Below are 17,117 nucleotides of genomic sequence, written 5' to 3'. Positions count from 1 at the left end.
CGCCGCTCGCCGTAGGGTGGGTGGAGCGAAGCGATACCCACGCGGAAACGCGCTCAACATCGCCGGCCTGTTTGATTACCGATCATTGGCGGGCATCGCCTGCGGCTCCTCCCTCCCTACGCACCGCTCGCCGTAGGGTGGGCGGAGCGAAGCGATACCCACGCGGAAACGCGCTCAACATCGCCGGCCTGTTTGATTACCGATCATTGGCGGGCACCGCCTGCGGCTCCTCCCTCCCTACGCACCGCTCGCCGTAGGGTGGGTGGAGCGAAGCGATACCCACGCGGAAACATGCTCGACGACGCCGGCCTGTTTGATTGCGGATCATTGGCGGGCATCGCCTGCGGCTCCTCCCACCCTACGCGCCGATCGTAGTGGCGAGGATGGAGCGCAACCATACGGAAGCTGGGTCTATCTACTCACTCCTTGTGATCGAATCCCCCCGCTCCCCAAACTCGGCGCCCTCGCCATCTCCCCCGGCCCAATCTTCCGGCAACACGCCATGCCTCACGTAACGATGGAAGGAAGACCATGGCCAGTCCGCAAGTGCGGAGACGTAGCCATGTTTGAGCGGGTTGTTGTGGATGTAATCGATATGGCGGGCAAAGTCTTGCTCATCCCGCAAACGGTGCTCCCAATAACGCCGCTGCCAAACATGTCGCTCGCCCTTGCCACGGCGCGAAGCGGAGATCCGCTCTACCGCCGGCAATGATCGGGTAAACATGGTTTTGATCAAACGCCAACGCAGAGGGTAATCCACGTCAGCAACCGGCAGAGTCCACACCGTATGCAGGTGGTCGGGCATGATCACGATGGCCTCAACCCGGAAGGGATGGCGGCGCAAGGTGTAACGGAAAGCTTCACGCAGGGCCTCAACATGATCGAGCAGCAAACGCTGTCGCCTATCAGCCAAGTTGACGGTGAAGAACCAGCTGCCGCCGGCGCTGCGGTCGCGTCGATAATTGGACATGGGCTCTCCTGACAGAGCTAGGGTCTGTCCATGCTAACAAGCAAAAGCCGCCCCTAGGGGCGGCTGCGCAGTCTGCTCAAGCCGGTTCGCCGCCGTCCGCGCGGCGGCGGGTTTGCAGGATGGGCGGCGCCCATTGCTCTCCCGGCCGCTTCTTGCGGGTGGCCAGCGTCAGCTCCGACGGCGCGAAGATATTGATGTTGTGGGTGTTGGGCGTGGTGATCAGGTACTGCGCCTCGGTGGCTTTGAGGAAGCCGGCGACGCGGTCGATGTTGAAGATGTCCAGGTGGGCGAACGGCTCGTCGATGAAGACGAAGCCGGACGGGTTGGACTCGTCCATCATCAGGCCGATCAGCAGGATCAGCGACTTCATCACCTGCTGGCCGCCGGAGGCTTCGCCGTCGTTCATGCCCATCAGGCCCTTCTGGTCGAAGTTGAACTTGAGCACCAGGCCGGCCTGGGCCAGCGCCGCGTCGTCGTTGGACAGCTGCGGCAGTTCCACTTCCACCTGGATGCCGGCCAGTTCGCCCAGGCGCTTGACGTTCTGACCGTAGACGCGGACGGTGGCGCGCAGCTTGCCCATATAGGCGGCGCGCGCTTCGTCGGTGAGTTCGCGCGAGCGGTCCACTTCGCTCTGGCGGCGCTGACGCTCGCGGTCCAGGCCGGTCAGGTCTTCCACCAGTTTGTCCTTCAGGGCCAACACGGCTTCGTCCTGCTCCCAGTCTCCGCTTTGCAGCCGCTCTTCCAAGTAATTGAGCTGGTGCTTGGCGTCGGCGGCGGTGTCGAACTCGCTTTCGAGCGCCGCGACGTTATCCGCCGCCAGCGCCGCATCGGGCAAGCGCTCCGCCCATTCGCGCAGCTCGGACAGCAGGCGGCGCACCTGGCGGCGCGCCTGCTCCACTTCCTGCTGTTTTTGGCGGAAGGCGGCCAGGCTGTCCTGTTCGCGCTGGCAGACGCGGTCGTGCGCCAGCCTTGCGTCGCTGTAGCGTTGGTCGGCGGCTTCCTTCTCCGCGCTGACGAGGCCCAGCGCCGCACCCAGGCGGGCGATTTCGCTTTCCAACCCCTGCTTGCGCGTTTCCAGCGCGGCGAACTCTTCGGCGCGGCTGTCCAGCTGGCGGATGGCGTCCATGCCGCCCAGGTATTCGGCCAGGCCGGCGGCTTCGCGCGTGGCGGCCACCAGCCGTTCTTCATCGGCCAGGATGCGGGTGTTCAGCGCTTTCAATGCCTCGCGCACCGCCAGCAGCCGCGATTGGCGGGCGGCTTCGCCGAAGGCGAACTCATGCGCCGGTACGCCGATGTGGCGCGCGCCGCGGCGTTCGCGGAAGTAGCCGTCGCGGGTGATCCAGTCGCCGCTGACGTCGGCGCCCTGCTCGGCGTCGTCGACGCGGCTGACGCTGTTCAATTGCCGATACAGCCATTCCGGCGCGTCGGCGGAGAAGCGCACCACTTCCATCAGGCTGCCGGCGTTGGCGCGCGGCGGGCTGCTGCGCTCCGGCACCACGAAGTGGCGGTAGCGCAGTTTCTCGCCGATGCGCCAGGCTTCGCGCCGGTCGGATTCGCGCTCCAGCAGCACCACGTGGCGATAGCCGCGCAACAGCGCTTCCACCGCCGCCTGCCAGTTGGGGTCCAGCACTTCCACGATGTCGGACAACATCAGGTGGCCGATGCCGGCCTCGTCCAGCGCGGCCTTGAACTGGCGCACGTCTTCCGGCGCGCGGCCGCGGCCTATCTCCAGCGCCTCCAGGTGCTGGGAGCTGTCCTGGCGCTGCTTTTTCAGTTCGCGCAGGCCGTCTTTCAATTGCTCGGCTTCGCCGCGCAAGGCGGAGAGCTTGTCGGCCAGTTGGGCGGCGTCGGCGCCGTATTCCTTGCTGGCCAAGGCTTGCAGCCGGTCCCGTTCCTTGAGCTGGCCGGCCACGCCGGCGTGTTCGCCCTTGGCCGCCATAAAGGCTTCCTGCGCGCCGACGCGGGCGGTTTCAGCCGCCTTGCGCGAGGCGTCGGCGGCCACTTCCGCCGCCTTGAGCTTGGCCACCAGTTGCAGAGTGTCGGCGTGCTCACCCTGGGCCTGGTTCAGCGTGTGGAAGTTGCCGCGGTAGTTTTTCCAGACATTGCCGAGCGCGGACTTGGCGTCCAGATAGGCCAGCACCGGCAGCGCCTCGTCGCGCAGCCGGGCGATGCCGGTTTGCAGCTGCCGCCATTCCAGATAGCGGTTGGCGCGGGTCTTCATGGTTTCCACCCGCGTCTGCAGCGCTTCTTCCTGACGGCTCAGCGATTCCAGCTCCAGCTCGGTGGCGCGCTGCTCGTCGCGGGCGCGCTGGTAGTTGTCCAGCACGTCCTTGTCGCCGAAGACCTGGAACACCAGGTCCAGCAGTTGGCGCGGGCTGTATTCGGTGAGCTTGTCGGTATCGCCCTGTTCCAGCGCCAGCACTTCGGCCACCGCCGGGGTCAGGCCGGCCATTTCCAGACGGCGGCGGTATTCCTGCACGCCCATCCATTGGGCCTGGCCTTCGGCCAGCTCCAGCGGCACGTCGCCGTCCAGGATGGCGTAGTGGCGCACCCAGTCCCCGCCCTGTTTCTTGACCCGGCACAGCAGGGTGACGGCGTCCGCGACGATGGGGAAGAAGGGGGTCGGATACAGACCGCCGCTGGGGCGGCGCGGATTGTCCACCACGCCGCGCAGGTAGGCGAAGGGTTCCTTATTGTTGCGAACGTAGCGCTTGTAATCGCGCTTGCCCGAGCATTTGATCGCCAGCAGGGTGCGCATCGCGTCCAGCAAGGTGGTCTTGCCGGAGCCGTTGGGGCCGATGATGGTGACGATCTGCGCGTCCAGCGGCACGGTCAGCCGCTGCCAGAAGTCCCAGTGCACCATTTCCACCGATTTCATCTGGAACATCAGCGCATCTCCTCGTGGGCCGCGTCCTCGTCCGGCGGCAGGTCAAACAGCGGGCCGGCGGAGTCGTCCGCCTCCGCGGCGGCGTCCAGGCCGTCCTCGGCCGCTTCCGCGCGCTTGTCAGCCAGCGCGTCGCGGCCTTCGCGGCGCAGCAGCACGTCGGCCAGCGCGCCTTCGATGATGCGCGGCGCCAGCTGGGCGTAGTCGATCATCAGGTCCAGCATCGGCCCTTCGTCCAGCCAGCGGTTGCGGCGCACGATGAAGCCCAGGTTGACCAGGCGGCCCAGGTTGGCGTTGAAGCGGGTGCGGCCGCCCAGCGCCTTGCCGAAGTCCGCGTAGAGCGCGTCCTCGGACACGCCGGTGGACACGGCCTCGCCGGTTTCCAGCGGCTTTTGCGCGCCGAACATATCGCTCTGGTTTTCCTTGCCGGCTTCCACGCGGGCGATCTGGCGTTCGCGCTTGGGCAGGATGATCAAGGACCACAGGATGACCAGCAGCGCCACGCCGTCGCGCGGCAGGCCCAGATTATTGTTGAGCCAGGCGTCGCCGGAGCCGAACACCGGTTCGGTCATTTCCGGCAGCAAGGCCACGGCGAGGTGTTCGGCGTAGGGGTTCTCCACCAGGCGCAGGCCGACGGCCGCCAGGCTCTTGTCCAACTCCAGGCGGAAGCTGTCGTCCAGCAGCGCCTTCTTCGCCAGCGCGTCGCCGCGCGGCACCACCCGATGCGCCAGCAGACGGGCGGTCAGGGTTTTGATTTCTGTTTCCATTAAGAACCTTTTTGGGCCGCGGCCACCAGTCGCGCGTCGGACAGCGACGCCACTTCCGGGTGGTCCGGCTCGATCACGCTCTCGCCGCCTTGCAGACTGAACGGCAGCTTGGCCAGCGCGGCGACGATGCTTTGGTCGTTGCTGGTTTCCGGATCCCCGATCAGGGACAGCAGCGACAGCCGATAGGCGGTTTCGTTGTAGCTGTCGGCCAGCACCGCCTGGCTGATGTGGGCGTCGGCCGCGCCGGACATGCCCAGTTCCAGCAAGGCGTCGTACATGGCCTCGGCCTCCAGCAGGCGCTCCATTTCCGGCGCGTCGGCCAGCGGCGCGGCTTCTCCGCCCGGCAGCGTCATGGAGCCGGCCTTGGCGCGCTCGCGCGCCAGCAGTTCGAATTCGGCCACGTCGGCCAGCTCCGGCGTGGACAGGAAGGCGGGCTCGGGGGCGATGGACAGACAGGCGTCCAGCTTGTGCGCCAGCTGGCCGGCCGCCATGCGGCGCAGCCAGTCGGCGATGTCGGTGGAGGTCAGGCCGGAGCCGCCCAGATGCACGCGCTGCGCGGCCAGTTGCGCCAGCCGGCGCTCAAACGTGCCGGCCAGCGCCAGCATGCGGCTTTGCGCCAGCGCGATGGCCTGGGCCTGGTTGAGCACCAGCAGGCTCAGCGTGTCGTCCTGGGTCAGGCTCTTGACCACCTCGGTGGATTTGGCCACCCAGCGCCATACCGCTTCCAGGCGGTGCTGGGCGGCGCGGATGCGGAACTCCGACTGCGATTCCAGCGCTTCTTCAAATTCCGCGTACAGCTCGTTCAGGCGCGCCAGCAGGTGTTTGAGCGCTTCGTCGGAGACCTGGCCCACCGCCTGGCCGGCGGCCACCTGGCTGGTCAGATAGCCCAGCTCCACGTCGTCGCCGGCGAAATCCACCATGGTGGCCAGCGCCGCCAGCGCGACGCGCGCGCCCTCGGACAGCTGGTAAACGCCGCCGTCGCTGTCGTAGACCAGCAGGCCGCCTTCGCGCAGCCGGCCCAGGATGGTGGCCAGCTTGGTGTCGTTCAGATAGGCGAAACGCTGGGCGATTTCCTGCGGCGTCCATAGCGGCGCTTCGGCGCGGCCGCCCAGTTCCCGCAACACCAGCAGCCGCATCAGCACTTCTTCGTCGCCGCCGCGGAACAGGGTGACGAAGACGGCGAGATAAGGCCAGGCGCCGGTCAGGCGCGACACCGCCTGCAAGGAGGCGGGCTCGATGCCGGGCTGGAAGAAGTCGGAGAGAGAATCCAAAGGCACTCCACCACGCGCGCGGGCGTGGAATGGCAAAAGCCATGATTGTCCGGGGGGCATGCTCGTTCGTCAACGCATGTCCGCTCGGCGGCCCTATCTTGCCCGGGCCGGTTTGGCATAAGATTCGACGACAGAGCCGCACACCGCAAGAGGAGAACCCATGTACACCCACCGCCAGCCCTTGCTGTCGCCCAGCCTGGGCAGCCAGCGCGACCTGACCAGCTTCCATTTCGGCGTGCCGCAAAGCGGCCAGAAAATCTATATCCAGGCCAGCCTGCACGCCGACGAGCTGCCCGGCATGCTGACCGCCTGGCATTTGAAGCAAGGCTTGCAGCGGCTGGACGCCGCCGGCCTGCTGCGCGGCGAGGTGATCCTGGTGCCGGTGGCCAACCCCATAGGCCTGAACCAGAACCAGAGCGAGAAGCCGCTGGGGCGTTTCGACTTGCAAAGCGGCCAGAACTTCAACCGCTATTACCCCGTGCTGTCCGAGCCCATTTTCGAGGCGGTGAAAGCGCAGTTGGGCCGCGACGGCAAGGCCAACACCGCCTTGATCCGCGCGGAGGCGCGCCAGCAATTGGGCGCGCTGCGCGCCGACAGCGAGCTGCAATCGCTGCGCCACACGCTGATGAAGCTGGCTTTCGACGCCGACGTGGTGCTGGATCTGCATTGCGACTGCCGCGCCGGCCTGCACCTGTACACCGGCACCCCGCTGTGGGAACAGTGCGAGCCGCTGTCGCGCTACCTGGGCGCTTGCGCCACCTTGCTGGCCACCGATTCCGGCGACCATCCCTTCGACGAAGCCTGCGGCCAGCTGTGGTGGCAGCTGCGCGACCTGGCGGCGGCCGAGGGCCTGGACGTCCAGATCGACATGGCCTGCCTGGCGGTGACGGTGGAACTGCGCGGCGAAATCGACGTCCATCACGATTACGCGCGCCGGGACGCGGAAGGCATCCTCAACTTCCTGCGCCACCGCGGCGTGATCGCCGAAGCCGCGCCGCCGCAGCCGGAACTGCCCTTCCCCGCCACGCCGCTGGCCGGCTCGGAAAACCTGTACGCGCCGCACGCCGGCGTGGTGGTCTACCACGCCCAACCGGGCAGCGAGGTGGCCAGCGGCGAACTGCTGGCCGAGGTGATAGACCCGATAGGCGACCGCTGCAGCGAGATCCGCGCCAACCGCCCCGGCATGTTGTACGCCACCAGCGCCCGCACCTACACCACCACCGGCCTGTCGCTGGCCAAGGTGGCCAGCCGCGAGGCCTTCAAATCCGGCAAGCTGTTGTCGGCCTGATACTGAAAGGGAAACCGCATGAGAATCTTGATATGCGCCGCCGCGCTCTTGGGCCTGAGCGCCTGCAGCCAGACCAAGCCGCCGGAGCGCCCCGCGGTGGGCATGGCCAATCCGGCCTCCGTGTATTGCGGGGAAAAGGGCGGCAAGCTGTTGCCGCAAAAAGACGCCCAGGGCAATGAGTACGCGCTGTGCCAGCTGCCGGACGGCCGTACGGTGGAGGAATGGACGCTGTTCCGCGCCGATCATCCCCAGTAAACCGGCTTATCCACAACCAACGGCCAAACTCAAACTTATCCACAAAAATCAAACCCGCCGGCCATCGCGCGCCGGCGGGTTTGCTCTTTCTTCAGCGGGGCCGGGCTAGGCTTACTTCAGACTGCCCGACAGGAAGGCCTTCAAGCGCTCGCTCTTGGTGTTGCCGAACACCTCGTCCGGGCAGCCCTCCTCCTCCACCCGTCCCTGGTGCAGGAACATCACGTGATTGGACACATTGCGGGCAAAGCCCATCTCGTGGGTGACCACGATCATGGTGCGGCCCTCCTCGGCCAAGGCCTGCATCACTTTCAGCACCTCGCCCACCAGCTCCGGGTCCAGCGCCGAGGTGGGTTCGTCGAACAGCATCACTTCCGGCTCCATCGCCAGCGCGCGCGCAATCGCCACCCGCTGTTGCTGACCGCCGGACAGATGCGCCGGGTACTTGTCCTGCGCGCGTTCGTCCAGGCCCACTTTGCGCAGGTATTTGACCGCGCGCTGGGTGGCCTCCTCCTTGGAAATCCCCAGCACGTGCACCGGCGCCTCGATGACGTTTTCCAGCACCGTCATGTGCGCCCACAGATTGAAGTGCTGGAACACCATGGCCAGCTTGGTGCGCATGCCCTGCAATTGCTTCTGGTCCGCCGGCGTCAGTTCGCCGTTCTTGGTGGCGGCCAGGCGGATGGGCTCGCCATTGAGGCTGATGCTGCCCTGATTCGGTTTTTCCAGGAAGTTGATGCAACGCAGAAAGGTGCTTTTGCCGGAGCCGGATGAGCCGATGATGCTGATCACGTCGCCGGCCTTGGCGGTCAGCGAAACGCCCTTGAGCACTTCGTGGCTGCCGTAGCTCTTATAGATGTTCTGGATATTCAGCTTGTCCATCTTCTAGTCCGTTTCTCAGGTTTTCGCCGGCTGCAAATAAGCCAGCCATCTGGTCTCGGCCTTGCGGAACAGGCCCACCAGGATGAAGGTGACGCCCAGATAGATCAAGGCGGCCAGGCCGAAGGCGTTGAAGGAGTCATAGGTGGCGGCGTTGACGTCGCGCGCCACTTTCAGAATGTCCGGCACGGTGGCGGTGAAGGCCACGGTGGTGGCGTGCAGCATCAGGATCACTTCATTGCTGTACGCCGGCAGCGCGCGGCGCAGCGCGGACGGAATGATCACTCTTCGGTAAAGAGTGAACTTGCTCATGCCGTAGGCGCGCCCGGCCTCGATTTCGCCGTAAGGGGTGGCCTTGATCGCGCCGGCGAAGATCTCGGTGGTGTAAGCGCAGGTGTTGAGCGCGAACGCCAGGATGGTGCAGTTGTAGCCTTCCCGGAAGAAGTGGTTGAGGAAGCCCACTTCCCGCACCACGTCCAGGCTGTACATGCCGGTGTAGAAGAACAGCAGCTGCACGTAGAGCGGCGTGCCGCGGAACACATAGGTGTAAAACCAGACGCTGCGCGCCAGCCATTTGACCTTGGACACCCGCGCCACCGCCAGCGGGATGGACACGATGAAGCCGAAGGCGATGGACAGCACCAGCAGCCACATGGTGACGGCGAGGCCGGACAAATGGTAGCCGTCCGACCACAGGAAGGGACGCCAGTATTGCTGAATGATGTCTATCATAGCTCGGCCTCCCGCACGCCCATGGAATAACGGCGTTCCAGCCACATCAACACGAAGTTGGACACCGTGGTGAGCAGCAGATAGATCGCCCCGGCCACCAGGGTGAAGAAGAACACTTTGTAAGTGCTCTTGCCGGCGTCTATCGACACTTTGACCACGTCGGTCAGGCCGATGATGGACACCAGGGCGGTGGCTTTCAGCATCACCTGCCAGTTATTGGAAATGCCGGGCAACGCGAAACGCATCATCTGCGGGAACTGGACGCGGGAAAACACCTGCCAATGGCTCATGCCGTAAGCGGTGCCGGCTTCCAGCTGGCCCTTGGGCACGGAGATGAAGGCGCCGCGCAGCGTTTCGGTGAAATAAGCGCCGTAGATGAAGCCCAGGGTCACCACGCCGGACACGAAGGGATTGAGGTCAATCCGTTCCATGCCCTGCCATTCGGTCAGATGATTGATGCCGATCTGCAGGCTGTAAAAAATCAGCAGCATCAGCACCAGATCCGGCACGCCGCGAATCAGCGTGGTGTACAAGGTGGACACGCCGCTCAGCAAGGGATTGCTGGACAGCTTGGCCCCGGCCCCGATAAGGCCGATGAGGAAGGCCAGCAACAATGACAACACCGCCAACTCCAGCGTCACCAGCGTGCCGTCCCAGATAATGGAACCGAATCCATGCAAAAACATGCTCTTCCCCTTTCAGGGCGGCGGCGCGCGCCGAACCGGCCCTGACTTGCGCAAAAGACGAGCCGCCGACAAAACGGATGGCCCACTCCGGCCACGGAGGCGCTGCGGGTTCCAATGCAGCGGTTTTGTCGGCGGCTTGCGGCTTAGAACATGTTTACGATCCGCGGCGCGTCGTGGACGCCTTAGGCGATGAGGACTCTGGCTCGCAAGATCGTAAACACACTCTTAGAGCCCGTTCAAAGCCTGCCGCGCGGCGGCCTTGCATGCTTGAACGGGCCCTTGCCGTTTACTTGCCGTAAACGTCGAAGTTGAAGTATTTCTTTTCAAGCTTCTTGTAGGTGCCGTCTTTGAGCATGCCGGCGATGGCCTTGTCGATATCGGCCTTCAGTTCCTTGTCTTCCTTGCGCAAACCGATGGCGGCGCCTTCGCCCAGGGTCTGCGGGTCAACCAGCTCTTTGCCGGCAAAGGCGAAGCCCTTGCCTTCCGGCTTCTTCAGGAAGCCTTCATCCGCCTGCACCGCGTCTTGCAACGAGGCGTCCAGACGGCCGGCCCCCAGGTCGGACAGCACTTGGGTCTGGTTCTGATAAGGCACCACTTCCACGCCGGCCGGCGCCCAGTGTTTCTTGGCGTAGGCTTCCTGGATGGTGCCTTGCTCCACGCCCACGCGCTTGCCCTTCAGCGAAGCCGGAGTCGGCATCAGGCCGGAACCGGTCTTGGCCACCATGCGGGTAGGCGTGTTGAACAATTTGGCGGAGAAGCTGATTTCCTTCATCCGGGCTTCGGTCACCGACATCGAGGACAGCACGCCGTCGAACTTCTTGGCTTTCAAAGCCGGGATCATGCCGTCGAAATCGTTTTCCACCCACACGCACTTGGCTTTCAGGCGCTTACAGATTTCATTGCCCAGATCGATGTCGAAGCCCACCAGCTGGCCGTTGGGCGCCTTGGATTCAAACGGCGCGTAACTGGCGTCCACCCCGAAGCGGACTTCCTTCCAATCCTTGGCCCATGCGCCGATAGACGCGGTCATCAGACCCAAAGCCATCACAGCCAATGCTTTCTTCATTTGCTTCTCCTCATAGACTTCATCTACAGCCAACGGTGAAAATCCCGAGCCGACAGCCGGGCATATGCATTTCACAAGTTAAAGCGCACGGGGCTTTTCGCCCTCTGATCCGGCATCGCCCCCGTGGGGGCTGAGCGCTTCATGTTATATAAATAGAGCAATTTGTCTATACCGTCTCCGCCGCCCGCCGCCCACGCCGCTCTTATCTAAGCTTACGTCATGCCGTCATGGAAAATTAATGACTTGGTATTTCAGCGCCAGGGCGAATTTGCGGCTTGTTGAGGACAAAATACAACATCCAGACACCCACTCAAGTAACGCTTGGTATCGGAATGGGTGTACCTGCAAATGAAAAAGTCTTCATATGAACAATCTACTTCCCTTCGCCGAAGGGGCTGTTCAAATGGCAGACAAGGACAAGGCGTACCGGGAAGAACGCGGGAAGGGTAATGGGCCGCAGCCCTGAAGAATGCGGGAAGGAACAAGCGCCGGTCCAGCGCATGGCTGCACTGCGGCTCCGTCTTTGTCTCGGCTGATCGGCTCAGGCCAGCTTGCGCACCTCGGTGGCCTCGGGCGCCAGTTCGACGCCGTCCGCGTCCCTGGGCGACATCAAGGGCACGGGCTGGCCGGTCCGCTTGTCTATCAACAGCGAATGGCCTTCGCCCGCCTCGAACAAATGCCCTTCGCCCCACTGGCGCAAGGCCAGCACCACCGCGAACAGGCTTTCCCCCTTGGCCGTCAACACATACTCCTGGTAAGCGGAGCCGTCCGAGGCCGCCTGGGTGGCGAGCACCTCGGCGTCCACCAGCTTGCGCAGCCGGTCGGACAGGATGTTGCGGGCCATGCCCAGGCCGCGCTGGAAATCGCCGAAGCGGCGCACGCCGTCGAAGGCGTCGCGCACGATCAACAAGGACCAGCGATCCCCGATCACGTCGACGCTGCGCGCCACCGGACATGGCTCCTGATTCATGGTGTTGTGGCGCGTCATGGGCTCTCCTTGGGTTCTGCGGCGGCGGGATCAATCAGTTGCATTTTAAAACCACCTGCCCTAGCATTCAATCGGTTTCATTTTGCAACCAGATTGAACGGACTCGGAACCATGAACGCCAGGCACGCCCCATCGCCACTCTTGAAACACAAGCCAGCGAACACGCCCGCCGGCCTGGTATGGCTGTTCGCCGCCGCCAGCGGCCTGAGCGTGGCCAACGTCTATTACGCTCAACCCCTGCTGGACGCGCTGGCCCGGGACTTTTCCATCCGCCAGGCGGCGGTGGGCGGCGTGATCACCGCCACCCAGATAGGCTGCGCGCTGGCCCTGCTGCTGCTGGTGCCGCTGGGCGATCTGCTGGAGCGCCGCCGCCTGATGGCGGCGCAACTGCTGGCGCTGGCCGCCGCGCTGACGGCGGTGGCCATGGCCCGCTCCACCCCGGCGCTGCTGGCCGGCATGCTCGCGGTCGGACTGCTGGGCACGGCGATGACGCAGGGGCTGATCGCCTACGCGGCCAGCACCGCCGCGCCGCATGAGCAAGGGCGCGTCGTCGGCGCGGCGCAAAGCGGCGTCTTCATCGGCCTGCTGCTGGCGCGGGCGTTCTCCGGCGCCGTCAGCGACCTAGCCGGCTGGCGCGGCGTCTACCTCGCCGCCGCCGGGCTGATGCTGGCGATTGCGCTGCCGCTGTGGCGGCGCTTGCCGCCGCTCCCCGTCGCCGCGAACGCGATGCGCTACCCGGCGCTGCTGGCCTCCATGCTGGACTTGCTGCGGCGGGAAAAAACGCTGCAAGCGCGCGGCATGCTGGCGCTGCTGATGTTCGCCGCCTTCAACGTCTTCTGGAGCGCGCTGGCCCTGCCTTTGAGCGCGCCGCCCCACGGCTACTCCCGCACCGCCATCGGCGCCTTCGGCCTGGCGGGCGCGATAGGCGCGCTGGCCGCCGCCCGCGCCGGACGCTGGGCCGACGGCGGACATGGCCAGCGCACCAGCGCGGCGGCGCTGGCTTTATTGCTGCTGGCCTGGTGGCCGCTGTCGCTGATGCAGCAATCGCTGGGCGCGCTGCTGATCGGCATCGTGCTGCTGGACCTGGGCGGCCAGGCGCTGCACGTCACCAACCAGAGCCTGATTTTCCGCGCCCGGCCAGCAGCCCATAGCCGGCTGGTGGGCCTTTACATGCTGTTCTACGCCGTTGGCAGCGGGCTGGGCGCCATCGGCGCAACGGCGGCCTACGCCCATGCCGGCTGGCAAGCCGTATGCTTGCTGGGCGCCGCCGTCAGCCTGCTGGCCCTGCTGTTCTGGTGGGCGACGCGCGGCGTCACCCCCGCGGCGGCGGACTGAAATGAAAAAGGCCAGTCGCGAGACTGGCCTTCTTGCTTGCCGTGGATGCCGGCGCCTGGATGAAAGAACCCACCCAAAGTCTAGCGGGTTAGAACGAGACAAGGCGAAAACGCACTCACCGCGTCACATCTCTCGACGCCCAGCAGACCGTAAACAGGCGCTTATTCTTCCGTCGTGTCCTGATGCATCGCCGCATCCGGAGTAATCATGGTCTGACGCGCGGCGGCGGCTTGCTGCTGCGCCTCTTCCACCTGCTTGCGCTGCTCCGCGCGCACCACGTCCAGATAGGACATGATGGCGAAGGTCAGCTCGCGGGTGCCTTCGTGGTTCAGCGCGGAAATGCTGAACACGCGCGGCGCCTTGAGATCGAAGCCGAAACGGTCGTCCGGCTGCTCTTCCGGCCAGCCGTAGGCCTTGAGGAAGGCGGACACCGTCAGCTCGCGTTCGTCCGGCGGCAGCATGTCCACCTTGTTCAACACCAGCCAGCGCGGCTTGCCGTGCAGTTCGTCGTCGTACTTCTTCAGTTCCTCGACGATGGCGCGCGCCTCGCGCACCGGGTCCACGTCGGGATCGAACGGCGCCACGTCCACCACGTGCAGCAACAAGCCGGTGCGCTGCAAATGCTTGAGGAAGCGGTGGCCCAGGCCGGCGCCTTCCGCCGCGCCTTCGATCAGGCCGGGAATGTCGGCGATCACGAAGCTGCGGGTATCGTCCATGCGCACCACGCCCAGATTGGGGTGCAGCGTGGTGAACGGATAATCCGCCACCTTGGGACGCGCCGCCGACACCGCGCGGATGAAGGTGGACTTGCCGGCGTTGGGCATGCCCAGCAGGCCCACGTCGGCCAGCACTTTCAGCTCCAGCTTCAGCGTGCGCTGCTCGCCCTGCTCGCCCGGCGTGCACTGACGCGGCGCGCGGTTGGTGGAGGATTTGAAATGGATATTGCCCAGGCCGCCCTTGCCGCCGCGCGCAATCATGATGCGCTGGCCGTGATGGGTCAGGTCCGCCACCAGCTCGCCGGTGTCATGGTCGGTGATCACCGTGCCCACCGGCATTTTCAGGTCGATGTCGTCGCCGCCCTTGCCGTAGCAATCGGCGCCGCGGCCGCGCTCGCCGTGTTCGGCCAGGTATTTCTTGACGAAGCGGAACTCCACCAGGGTGTTGACGTTCTCGTCCGCCACCGCGTACACGCTGCCGCCCTTGCCGCCGTCGCCGCCATCCGGGCCGCCGAAGGGCACGAACTTCTCGCGACGGAAACTGGCCACGCCGTTGCCGCCGCGTCCCGCGAACACTTCAATGCGGGCTTCATCGATAAATTTCATGTTTTCAACCTCTGTCTTGCGAGGAGTCAGGGGTCAGGATGGACTCGCGGCCACCCTCACGCCTTGCCCCTCAGGGTATGAAAAAAGCCCTATCGCAGGATAGGGCTTTCTCGGTCACTAGAAAGCGAAAAATTATTCGCCGTCTACGCCGGTGTACGGAACCACATTAACGATCTTGCGCTTCATTGCACCTTTAATGGTGAATTCAACGTAACCGTCAACCTTGGCGAACAAGGTGTGATCCTTGCCCTGACCAACGTTTTCACCTGCGTGGAAGCGGGTGCCGCGCTGACGCACGATAATGGAACCTGCCGGAATCAGTTCGCTGCCGTAAACCTTAACGCCCAGGCGTTTGGCTTCGGAGTCACGACCGTTGCGGGAGCTACCGCCTGCTTTTTTGTGTGCCATGACTGTTTATCCTTACTTCGAAATCGCGTCGATGCGGATTTCGGTGAAGTTTTGACGATGACCCTGATGTTTCTGGTAGTGCTTGCGACGACGCATCTTGAAGATGCGGATCTTGTCGCCACGACCGTGGGAAACAACGGTGGCCTTAACAGTGGCGCCGGCAATCATCGGGGCGCCTACAACAACCTGTTCACCGTCAGCAATCATCAGCACTTCTTCAAGTACGATCTGGCTGTCGACGTCTGCAGGTATCTGTTCTACTTTGAGTTTTTCACCAACGACAACTTTGTACTGCTTGCCGCCGGTTTTTATGACCGCATACATTCGCATGAGCTCCTGAATATAAAAATCTCGCCGCCTATTGCGGGAGAACGCGAAACTATACGGACACCCCGTCAACTTGTCAATGATTTCATCGACTTAGTCCTAAGGAGTACGCCCCGTGGCGGCTGGAGGGGCTTTTCTGGTAACATTCCAGCCTTTGGCGTACCCATCTCAAATAACTGGTTGAAATCGTGTCCACCCCGCTTTTCCGTACACTGATAGCCGACGACATGCAGGCCGTAGACCGCGTCATCCGCGCCCGGCTGCACTCCGACGTCGTCCTGATCCGCCAGGTAGCGGAATACATCATTTCCGCCGGCGGCAAACGCCTGCGCCCGGTGTTGACGCTGCTGTCCGGCCGCGCGCTGGGTCACGGCGGCGAACAATTGCACGAGCTGGCGGCGATGATCGAATTCATCCACACCGCCACCTTGCTGCACGACGACGTGGTGGACGAATCCGACCTGCGCCGCGGCCGCGAAACCGCCAATGCGCTGTTCGGCAACGCCGCCAGCGTGCTGGTGGGGGACTTCCTCTACACCCGCGCCTTCCAGATGATGGTGACCACCCGCAATATGGACATCCTGGCGGTGATGGCGGAAGCCACCAACATCATCGCCGAGGGCGAGGTGCTGCAGCTACTCAATATCGGCAACACCGACGTCACCGAAGACGAATACCTGCGCGTGATCAAGTACAAGACCGCCAAGCTGTTTGAAGCCTCCGCCCGCGTGGGCGCGCTCAGCGCCGGCGCCAGCGCCGAACAGGCGCAGGCGATGGCCGAATACGGCATGTACCTGGGCACCGCTTTCCAGATCATCGACGACGTGCTGGATTACAGCGGCGACGCCGACACCATAGGCAAGAGCCTGGGCGACGATCTGGCCGAAGGCAAGCCGACCCTGCCCTTGATCTACACCATGCGCAACGGCGGCCCGGAAGCCTCCGCCACCGTGCGCGACGCGCTGGAACACGCCAGCCGCGATCGTTTCCAGGACGTGCTGGCTGCGGTACAATCCTGCGGCGCGCTGGACTACGCCCGGGCGGAAGCGGTCAAGGTGGCCGAACAGGCCGTGGCCGCGCTGGCGCCGATTCCGGAATCGGACACCCGTCAGGCCTTGGTGGAGTTGGCCCGCCTGTCGGTGGACCGCAGCGCCTAAGGACAAAAGTCTGCTGCGCGTCAGCGATACCGCGTTGAAAACGTCTTCAGAATGCTCATGTACCGTATGTACATTCCGCTTCTTCAGCCGTTTTCGCCTTGTCTCGCTCTAGCTCGCGAGCCTTTTAATGATTTTTGAATCAAGCTTTTCACAGCGTCTCCGTAGTTAAAGGGATTGACTGGATAAGATTTTGTATAAAATACATGCCGTTATGATCGGCATAAAAAATCAAGTAGCACTTCCATAGCACCGCTACCGTAGTTCAACGGATAGAACGGCCGCCTCCTAAGCGGCAGATACAGGTTCGATTCCTGTCGGGAGCGCCACAATCAATAGCCCTCGCATCAATGCGAGGGCTTTTTTATTGCCCGAATATTGAACGCATTTCGCAGCAGCATGAGCACCGTTGCGCACAAACATTCCCGCAGAATCCCTGAATGGAAACTCTAGGGACCAGGCTCAGAACCGAGCGGGAAAAGCGAAACTGGACACAACGAAGCCTTGCCAGAAAGGCTGGCGTCGGTGCCACAACCATCGCAAGTATCGAGATCGGGCGCAGTCGTGCTACAACGCGGCTTGTTGATATCGCCAAGGCGCTGAACGTGAACCCAATATGGCTCGAAACTGGTAGAGGCCCCCGTGAAGCTGCGCCGCCCCCAGGAAACGTCTACGTCGCCGCTGAATCACCAGAGGACCTGGCGCGCCAACTAGCCTGCAAGAGCGACGATGAACTGGCTGAAATATTTCGTTTGATTTTGTCATTTAGAAATTCTAAATGACTGTCA

17 protein-coding genes and 1 tRNA gene are annotated in these 17,117 nt (G+C 63.9%); 6 read left to right on the top strand and 12 right to left on the bottom strand.

Annotated elements, in window-relative coordinates; genetic code table 11:
* Positions 1 to 415: 415 nt before the first annotated feature.
* The 4 genes from NK214_RS12305 to NK214_RS12290 form a co-directional block, all read right to left on the bottom strand.
* Complete coding sequence (locus tag NK214_RS12305) at positions 416 to 970, bottom strand: transposase (protein ID WP_253314628.1); 555 nt, start codon at positions 968 to 970, stop codon at positions 416 to 418.
* 76 nt (positions 971 to 1,046) lie between these two features.
* Complete coding sequence (locus NK214_RS12300) at positions 1,047 to 3,857, bottom strand: ATP-binding protein (RefSeq protein ID WP_107800681.1); 2,811 nt, start codon at positions 3,855 to 3,857, stop codon at positions 1,047 to 1,049.
* Positions 3,857 to 4,621, bottom strand: a complete 765-nt coding sequence (locus NK214_RS12295; protein ID WP_253314627.1) for a hypothetical protein — start codon at positions 4,619 to 4,621, stop codon at positions 3,857 to 3,859. Before NK214_RS12295 ends, NK214_RS12300 begins: the two co-directional genes overlap by 1 nt.
* A complete protein-coding gene (locus tag NK214_RS12290) occupies positions 4,621 to 5,898 on the bottom strand; it encodes a hypothetical protein (RefSeq protein WP_227105088.1) in 1,278 nt (425 codons plus the stop codon). The genes NK214_RS12295 and NK214_RS12290 overlap by 1 nt, the downstream gene beginning before the upstream one ends.
* Before the next feature lie 154 nt (positions 5,899 to 6,052).
* Between NK214_RS12290 and NK214_RS12285 the strand changes: the two genes are divergently transcribed.
* Both NK214_RS12285 and NK214_RS12280 read left to right on the top strand, forming a co-directional pair.
* Positions 6,053 to 7,180, top strand: a complete 1,128-nt coding sequence (locus tag NK214_RS12285; protein WP_107800684.1) for a succinylglutamate desuccinylase/aspartoacylase family protein — start codon at positions 6,053 to 6,055, stop codon at positions 7,178 to 7,180.
* A gap of 18 nt (positions 7,181 to 7,198) precedes the next feature.
* On the top strand, positions 7,199 to 7,435 hold the full coding sequence (locus tag NK214_RS12280; protein WP_166453390.1) for a DUF333 domain-containing protein: 237 nt from the start codon (positions 7,199 to 7,201) through the stop codon (positions 7,433 to 7,435).
* A 111-nt stretch (positions 7,436 to 7,546) separates the two neighbouring features.
* Here NK214_RS12280 and NK214_RS12275 read toward each other — a convergent pair whose 3' ends face one another.
* The 5 genes from NK214_RS12275 to NK214_RS12255 all read right to left on the bottom strand — a co-directional run bounded on the left by NK214_RS12275 (position 7,547) and on the right by NK214_RS12255 (position 11,783).
* On the bottom strand, positions 7,547 to 8,314 hold the full coding sequence (locus NK214_RS12275) for an ABC transporter ATP-binding protein (RefSeq protein WP_107800686.1): 768 nt from the start codon (positions 8,312 to 8,314) through the stop codon (positions 7,547 to 7,549).
* 15 nt (positions 8,315 to 8,329) lie between these two features.
* Positions 8,330 to 9,043, bottom strand: coding sequence for an ABC transporter permease (locus NK214_RS12270; protein WP_107800687.1), 714 nt, complete (start codon positions 9,041 to 9,043; stop codon positions 8,330 to 8,332).
* Complete coding sequence (locus NK214_RS12265; protein ID WP_107800688.1) at positions 9,040 to 9,729, bottom strand: ABC transporter permease; 690 nt, start codon at positions 9,727 to 9,729, stop codon at positions 9,040 to 9,042. Before NK214_RS12265 ends, NK214_RS12270 begins: the two co-directional genes overlap by 4 nt.
* A 286-nt stretch (positions 9,730 to 10,015) precedes the next feature.
* Positions 10,016 to 10,795: an ABC transporter substrate-binding protein gene (locus tag NK214_RS12260; RefSeq protein ID WP_107800689.1), complete on the bottom strand. Its 780-nt coding sequence runs from the start codon at positions 10,793 to 10,795 to the stop codon at positions 10,016 to 10,018.
* A gap of 541 nt (positions 10,796 to 11,336) precedes the next feature.
* Entirely contained in the window at positions 11,337 to 11,783 is a 447-nt protein-coding gene (locus NK214_RS12255) for a helix-turn-helix domain-containing protein (protein WP_227105092.1), read from the bottom strand.
* 111 nt (positions 11,784 to 11,894) lie between these two features.
* Here NK214_RS12255 and NK214_RS12250 point away from each other — a divergent pair, with 111 nt between their 5' ends.
* A complete protein-coding gene (locus tag NK214_RS12250; RefSeq protein ID WP_253314626.1) occupies positions 11,895 to 13,118 on the top strand; it encodes an MFS transporter in 1,224 nt (407 codons plus the stop codon).
* A gap of 161 nt (positions 13,119 to 13,279) precedes the next feature.
* Here the strand turns inward: NK214_RS12250 and obgE are convergent, their stop codons facing one another.
* From obgE to rplU, 3 genes are all read right to left on the bottom strand, one after another.
* Positions 13,280 to 14,440, bottom strand: coding sequence for a GTPase ObgE (obgE, locus tag NK214_RS12245; RefSeq protein ID WP_107800692.1), 1,161 nt, complete (start codon positions 14,438 to 14,440; stop codon positions 13,280 to 13,282).
* 132 nt (positions 14,441 to 14,572) lie between these two features.
* Entirely contained in the window at positions 14,573 to 14,848 is a 276-nt protein-coding gene (rpmA, locus tag NK214_RS12240) for a 50S ribosomal protein L27 (protein WP_019099926.1), read from the bottom strand.
* 12 nt (positions 14,849 to 14,860) lie between these two features.
* Complete coding sequence (rplU, locus tag NK214_RS12235) at positions 14,861 to 15,172, bottom strand: 50S ribosomal protein L21 (protein ID WP_039753142.1); 312 nt, start codon at positions 15,170 to 15,172, stop codon at positions 14,861 to 14,863.
* Positions 15,173 to 15,402: 230 nt separating this feature from the next.
* On the opposite strand from rplU, the gene ispB reads away from it, so the two are divergent.
* The 3 genes from ispB to NK214_RS12220 all read left to right on the top strand — a co-directional run bounded on the left by ispB (position 15,403) and on the right by NK214_RS12220 (position 17,111).
* On the top strand, positions 15,403 to 16,332 hold the full coding sequence (ispB, locus tag NK214_RS12230; protein ID WP_199226037.1) for an octaprenyl diphosphate synthase: 930 nt from the start codon (positions 15,403 to 15,405) through the stop codon (positions 16,330 to 16,332).
* 251 nt (positions 16,333 to 16,583) lie between these two features.
* A tRNA-Arg gene (locus NK214_RS12225) sits at positions 16,584 to 16,658 on the top strand.
* Positions 16,659 to 16,769: 111 nt separating this feature from the next.
* On the top strand, positions 16,770 to 17,111 hold the full coding sequence (locus NK214_RS12220) for a helix-turn-helix domain-containing protein (RefSeq protein WP_253314625.1): 342 nt from the start codon (positions 16,770 to 16,772) through the stop codon (positions 17,109 to 17,111).
* The last annotated feature ends 6 nt before the right edge of the window (positions 17,112 to 17,117 follow it).

The sequence above is a fragment of the Chromobacterium sp. S0633 genome (genome assembly GCF_024158805.1).
Classification (GTDB): Bacteria; Pseudomonadota; Gammaproteobacteria; order Burkholderiales; family Chromobacteriaceae; genus Chromobacterium.
The sequence above is the reverse complement of the archived record's forward strand: the minus strand, read 5'-3'. Positions and strand labels throughout refer to the sequence as shown.